Here is a 5,601-nt window from a genome sequence, read left to right as displayed (position 1 = left end):
TTGGTTAAAGGTGTAGAAAAACTTTACATTTTTAGTTATTTAATGGCGAATTGTAATGTGACTTGGGAAGAAAGTAGATAAACATGTCCGAAGAAATTATGGATCTTACAGGTATGCGTTGTCCCATTCCGGTCTTGAAAGCGAGAAAGCGTATAAAGACCTTGGAGGCCGGGGCAAAGGTGATTATCCATGCAACCGATCCCGGCGCAGAAAGGGATTTTCCAGCATTTTGTGAAAGCCAAGGACATAAATTATTATCTAGCCGCTGGGATGGCGATACGCTTATTCTTGAGATCGAAAAGGGATAAGGAAATAAAAAAGGCCTGATACAATTTCAGGCCTTCATACGTTAACGGATAAACTAGTTGTTTAAGTATCGTGATACATACCGCGTTTGAAGACTTCCGTCACAGATACAGCCAAGTGATCCTCAACGACAACTACTTCACCACGTGCAATTGGGCGTCCTGCCACACGAAGTTCAACAGTATCACCGACATGGCGATCAAGTTCAATAACCGCACCACGACCAATTTTTAGCAGGTTACTAACTTTCATTTCTGCAGTGCCAAGGACAGCTGTGATATCGATACCAATTTTTTCGACGGCACTTACAAGTTCAATGCCATCTAGCGGACTACCGCCGCCCATATCAACTGGTCCATCCCCACCACCGGAACCACCACCAGCTCCACCGCCGCCGCCACGCTCAGCTTGTTCTGCTTGAATGGCTGCCATCATATCGTCTTCATCGAATTCCATATCATCGCCGCCGCCTGCAGCAGCTTCAGCTTGTTCGGCTTCGATGGCCGCCATCATGTCATTTTCGTCAAAATCTTCTTCATCGCCCATCATGGTCGGGATACTCCGCAAATTCATATCAAGATCAAGCTGATATGAAAAAACAATAATAACACAAAACTATAGGATGATTCTGCTAAATAAGTACAGATAGAAGTTTTGAATAGATTGAATAGAAAAAAGGCTCGCTGAAAACAACGAGCCTTTAATTCATTTTGCCTTTTTGGGCGATTCTTTAGCGCAAGGAATTATGCAGCCAAGGAAGAATCATTCCAAGAGCTTGTTTGTTTGCAGTTGGAGCAAACACGCTCACCAGGCCAAGAGCTTTTAAAATCATTGCGACACATAAGGCATTTACGAGTTTTTGACTCATACTTACGATCAGATTGTGGTTTTTTATTCTTTTCAGAATCGCTCATTTTTCGTTCCTTTTCCTATCCAATAAATGCGCAGCTGGCTTTGAACTTTTAACCGTCGGAAAATGCGGTCAAAAATGCCGTTCCGGTACAGGGGAGGACCAGACGGAAAAGCCAAAAGGCGAACGGTATAATTATTTTCAATCAGCGTTAAAGGGCGCAAAACATAAAAGATTTAAAGCTGCAAAATCCTTGGCGCAGAATAATTGCGCGATAGAATTCTTTTTGTCAGGCTATAAAAGTCTGTTCAATATCATGTGTAAAATGCGCGGTATCCCGCTGTCTTGCAGGCTGTAGAGCCCGTCGACAGAGACGTTTATATGTCAGGTAGATTTTGAAATATTGCAAAAAAGCGACGTGGAATTGACCTTTTGCGTCAATATATCGCAACGCACAATGAAATTTTAACCATTATACGAAGAAGAAACATAAATTTTCAGAAGAAGTATTATGGGGCGGCGGTTCAGTCAAGTGAAAGATATATGACATCTTCCTCGGAAAAGAATCTTTCTTCGCAGTTATGTTCCTCGCCTCCTCGATCAACAACAAGAAAGTCACTTTCACCTTCTAGAGCTAGTATAGGGTGATGCCACATATTTTTGTGATAATTGACTCCCTGAGTTCCTTTTGCGGAGAAAATACGTAAGTCTTCAGGTCTCAGTTCATCCCCCAAAGGAGCTACTAAAACCAAGTAAGGTTTACCTGAAAGGGGAATGAATGCCTGACTGCCATATGGATGTCTTTCCATCATTTTCACTTGTAAGGGGTAAGATAGCGATTGTGCCCGAAAGATATTAATTAAGGTGCGGGCATTTGTCCCATCCGTTTCGACTTTGGCTAAGTCATGATAGCGTTCTGTGCTGCCATTATTGATTGTAAAATGCTGCACATCATTGCTGACTTCAATAACATCACCATAAGGTGCAAAGGCTTCTGCGGTTAATGGTTCAATGGTTAACTTAATGTCAGTCATAATATACAGCTTTCTTACTCTTGGGGGGGGCTCTTTTATTCGGTTGGTTTACCACGTAGGCGTAAGCGGGAAATCCCACCATCCGGGAAAATGTTTAAGCGAATATGCGTGATGGGCCCAAGGTCGTTGAGTTTATCTTTTGCAAATGTGAAGATTTGATCCATATCCAATTCTGTTTCTGGCAATAATTCATCCCAGAAAATCGCTTGGCTTGGTAGAGTGTCATCGGTGCCGAAATTTACATTGGCGGCGTGAATAGAACATTTATAGGCATAGTTTCCTTTGAAATGGGCTGTGTCGATCTCGATTTCTTCGATCTCGCCTTTATGGCCTAGAGCAATAATGCACCAGTCAAAGCCGGGAACTCGACGACGTGCTGTTTCCCAACCGTCCCCCATATTCACACCACGACCCGGTGCTAATAAGTTATCTGGCACACCAAAATGCGCATCACTCCATGCAATCGCGCGGCCCCCATTCACTGTTGCTGCTAAGTCAACGAGTTCGGATTTATCGCGTTTAGACCAGTCAATAGATGGCATGCCATAAATGCGAAGACGTGCTAATCCGCCATCTGGATAGATATTTAAACGTAAATGTGTCCATGCAACATCACTATCCACTTCGGCAAAATGATGACTGTCGCCTTCAAGGTCCATGGTTTTAACAAGGGAAACCCATTCAATGTCATCTGCAGGAACTTCATCATTTGAAATGCAGGCTTCAATTGAGGCCGCAGGGGCAAAGTTGCCTGTAAAATGACTGGTATCAAGATTGAACCCTTTAATGATTGAGGAAAAGCCAAGTTTAACAATGCTGTAGTCATATCCAGCAAAGCGTTTGCGACGGCTTTCCCATCCATCCATCCATTTGCCGTTATCATCATATTTATCTGTGATGAAAACGGCGGGTTCTGGTTTTAACATGCGCTCAACAGGGGCGAACCAGTCATCTGTGGTGAAAGCAGCTTTCGTGCCAAGGCGAGGATGTCCTAGATCGATGTAGCGGGTTGCAAATTCAGGTATATTTTCTGGTGTTTTACTTTGAATGATTTCCATTGTCTGTATTCCTATTTCTTACAACTGATTAAGGCGAATAGTTGCAATTTTGTTGATTTGGATGAGGGCAGTTTGAAATTCCTCTTCCTCGGTATTCTTCAGGCGTGTTTCAAAGGCATCTAAAATAATGTGACGGTTTAGCCCAGTTACGGCGATTATAAACGGAAAGCCAAATTTTTCCTTATAAGCCGTATTATAGGTTTGGAATTTTTCCATTTCTTCCGGGCTGCACTCATCAAGGCCAGCACCTGCTTGTTCTTTTGTCGAAGATTCTGTGAGTTCTCCACGAACAGCAGCCCGACCCGCTAAGTCTGGATGGGCAATAATAAGTTTTAACTGTAATTCTTTGTCAGCCGCCAACATAATCTCAGACATCAATTCAGCCATGACCTCGATTTTGTCATGGTCCTTGGTAATGCCTTTGTCATAACTACGTTCCGCAACCCATGGGGAGTGTTCGTAAATATCGGCAAAAGCAGAAACGAATTCGTCTTTATTCAAATCACTGGGGATTAAAGTTTTAAAACTGTCGGACATTATGATGTCTTTCTTATTTATATTCAGATGGATAGTGGTGTTGATGCCAATGATTGGCGATATCCATGCGGCGACAGAACCAAACATCCTCTTGGCTACGCACATATTCCACAAAACGTTTTAAGGCTTGGAAACGACCGGGACGACCTGCCAGTCTGCAATGCAGGCCAATCGACATCATGCGGGGTGTTTCATCACCTTCTTCATAAAGTGTATCAAAGGCGTCTCTTAGATAGGCGAAATATTGCTCTCCTGAATTGAAGCCGCCGGGGCTTGAAAACTTCATGTCGTTGTTATCAAGAGTGTAAGGTACGACCAAATGTGGCTTGCCGTCAGGGCGTTCTGTCCACCAGGGTAGATCATCGTTATAGTCGTCTGCATCATAAAGAAAACCGCCTTCTTCCATAATAATGCGACGGGTATTAGGTCCTGTGCGCCCTGTATACCAACCTTTGGGACGTTCGCCTGTCATGCGTTTAATGATGTCGATCGCTTCATACATATGTTCGCGCTCAAGCTCTTCTGAAACATATTGATAATCGATCCAGCGATGACCGTGGCTGCAAATTTCATGTCCTGCTTCAAGAAAAGCTTCACAGGCTTGTGGATGGCGCTCTAACGCCATGGCGACGGCGAAAATGGTAAGCGGGATATCGTTTTGTTTGAAAAGATTTAAAATGCGCCATACACCAACACGGCTGCCATATTCATAAATGGATTCCATGCTCATATGACGAGTTGCCTCACGCATATCTGCGCCAACAATTTCAGACAAAAAAGATTCAGAGGCTTTGTCACCATGAAGGATGCAATTTTCACCACCTTCTTCATAATTCAAGACAAATTGTACGGCGATTTTAGCATTACCAGGCCAATTGGCTTTTGGCGGGGTCGGGCCATATCCGATTAAATCACGGGGGTAATCTGGATTGAGTTTAATATCTACCATCTTATTTCCCTTAAGTTTGATGGACATCAGTGCGGTTTATAGCGACTGAAGAAAAGATTTGTTTCAGATTGTTGGTTTCAGAATCGGCCTCACTGAGGTTTAATTTATCCTCGATGGCTTGAAGGTGGTCTTCCATTAGTGCAACGGCCTTATCGGAATTTCCGTCAGCCAATGCAGTGATCAGGTCTTTGTGGTCATTATGTGTACAGGTATGTGCGCTATTACTTTCGTAATGTGCAACGATTAAAGAGGAGCGCGTTACTAACTCTTTAAGATATTCTTGCAAGGTTTCGTTGCCGGCAATTTCCGCCAATTTCAAATGAAAGGCACCGGAAAGTTGAATGCCTTCGCTTTTGTTGTTATCTGCGTAGGCTTCGTGTTCTTTTTGAACCAGTTTCGTTAGGATGCCGATATCTGCCTTGCTAATAGTTTCGCATGCCCGACGAACGACGCCGCGCTCGATCCAACGACGTGCATCAAATGTATCTTTGGCTTCTTTGATGGAAGGTATCGAAACGACTGCGCCGCGATTTGGACGTATCGCAACAATTTTTTCATGGGAAAGGCGTAATAGAACTTTTCGGATCACGGTGCGGGAGACCCCAAAAACTTCGCCTAAGGCATCTTCAGATAGTTTTGTGCCAGGCGCCAAGCGTTGTTCAAGAATGGCATCGAAAACCTCTTGATATATCCAATTGTCCTGATTTCGTTTACCTTTTTCTGCAATTTTCATTGCATCAATTCCTGTTGAAAAAAATCTATATCAATATGCTTGTTTTATGACTGAATACTATTGCATAACAGAATTGTATACAATTTGTAATCTGAAATAGATATATACTATCTCTATAAGCTCGCAAAATACTT

8 protein-coding genes are annotated in these 5,601 nt (G+C 43.1%); 1 reads left to right on the top strand and 7 read right to left on the bottom strand.

The genetic code is table 11. The features are described 5' to 3' along the window. Positions 1-83: 83 nt before the first annotated feature. Positions 84-308: a sulfurtransferase TusA family protein gene (locus E1160_RS00900; RefSeq protein ID WP_155153113.1), complete on the top strand. Its 225-nt coding sequence runs from the start codon at positions 84-86 to the stop codon at positions 306-308. A gap of 61 nt (positions 309-369) precedes the next feature. Here the strand turns inward: E1160_RS00900 and E1160_RS17215 are convergent, their stop codons facing one another. From E1160_RS17215 to E1160_RS00865, 7 genes are all read right to left on the bottom strand, one after another. Beyond that, positions 370-879: a FliM/FliN family flagellar motor switch protein gene (locus E1160_RS17215; RefSeq protein ID WP_235914008.1), complete on the bottom strand. Its 510-nt coding sequence runs from the start codon at positions 877-879 to the stop codon at positions 370-372. Positions 880-1,049: 170 nt separating this feature from the next. Beyond that, a complete protein-coding gene (locus E1160_RS00890; RefSeq protein ID WP_155153112.1) occupies positions 1,050-1,220 on the bottom strand; it encodes a hypothetical protein in 171 nt (56 codons plus the stop codon). A gap of 460 nt (positions 1,221-1,680) precedes the next feature. Next, positions 1,681-2,190: an ureidoglycolate lyase gene (locus E1160_RS00885; protein WP_155153111.1), complete on the bottom strand. Its 510-nt coding sequence runs from the start codon at positions 2,188-2,190 to the stop codon at positions 1,681-1,683. Positions 2,191-2,225: 35 nt separating this feature from the next. Then, a complete protein-coding gene (alc, locus tag E1160_RS00880; protein WP_155153110.1) occupies positions 2,226-3,248 on the bottom strand; it encodes an allantoicase in 1,023 nt (340 codons plus the stop codon). Positions 3,249-3,266: 18 nt separating this feature from the next. Then, positions 3,267-3,785 carry a 2-oxo-4-hydroxy-4-carboxy-5-ureidoimidazoline decarboxylase gene (gene uraD / locus E1160_RS00875; protein ID WP_155153109.1) on the bottom strand — a complete coding sequence of 173 codons (519 nt, stop codon included), beginning with the start codon at positions 3,783-3,785 and terminating at the stop codon, positions 3,267-3,269. Between the two features lie 13 nt (positions 3,786-3,798). Beyond that, positions 3,799-4,734, bottom strand: coding sequence for an allantoinase PuuE (puuE, locus tag E1160_RS00870; RefSeq protein ID WP_155153108.1), 936 nt, complete (start codon positions 4,732-4,734; stop codon positions 3,799-3,801). Positions 4,735-4,744: 10 nt separating this feature from the next. Then, positions 4,745-5,467, bottom strand: coding sequence for a GntR family transcriptional regulator (locus E1160_RS00865; RefSeq protein WP_155153107.1), 723 nt, complete (start codon positions 5,465-5,467; stop codon positions 4,745-4,747). Positions 5,468-5,601 lie beyond the last annotated feature (134 nt).

Source organism: Curvivirga aplysinae (assembly GCF_009711445.1).
In the GTDB taxonomy this organism is placed as follows: domain Bacteria; phylum Pseudomonadota; class Alphaproteobacteria; order UBA8366; family Aestuariispiraceae; genus Curvivirga; species Curvivirga aplysinae.
Note: the sequence above shows the minus strand (reverse complement) of the source record. Positions and strands in the feature narration are given on the sequence as shown.

What these genes read in the sequence shown, in the direction of transcription:
- uraD (WP_155153109.1), bottom strand. Translation starts at nt 3,785, where the DNA reads ATGTCCGACAGTTTTAAAACTTTAATCCCCAGTGATTTGAATAAAGAC.
- E1160_RS00890 (WP_155153112.1), bottom strand. Translation starts at nt 1,220, where the DNA reads ATGAGCGATTCTGAAAAGAATAAAAAACCACAATCTGATCGTAAGTAT.
- E1160_RS17215 (WP_235914008.1), bottom strand. Translation starts at nt 879, where the DNA reads ATGAATTTGCGGAGTATCCCGACCATGATGGGCGATGAAGAAGATTTT.
- E1160_RS00885 (WP_155153111.1), bottom strand. Translation starts at nt 2,190, where the DNA reads ATGACTGACATTAAGTTAACCATTGAACCATTAACCGCAGAAGCCTTT.
- E1160_RS00865 (WP_155153107.1), bottom strand. Translation starts at nt 5,467, where the DNA reads ATGAAAATTGCAGAAAAAGGTAAACGAAATCAGGACAATTGGATATAT.
- E1160_RS00900 (WP_155153113.1), top strand. Translation starts at nt 84, where the DNA reads ATGTCCGAAGAAATTATGGATCTTACAGGTATGCGTTGTCCCATTCCG.
- alc (WP_155153110.1), bottom strand. Translation starts at nt 3,248, where the DNA reads ATGGAAATCATTCAAAGTAAAACACCAGAAAATATACCTGAATTTGCA.
- puuE (WP_155153108.1), bottom strand. Translation starts at nt 4,734, where the DNA reads ATGGTAGATATTAAACTCAATCCAGATTACCCCCGTGATTTAATCGGA.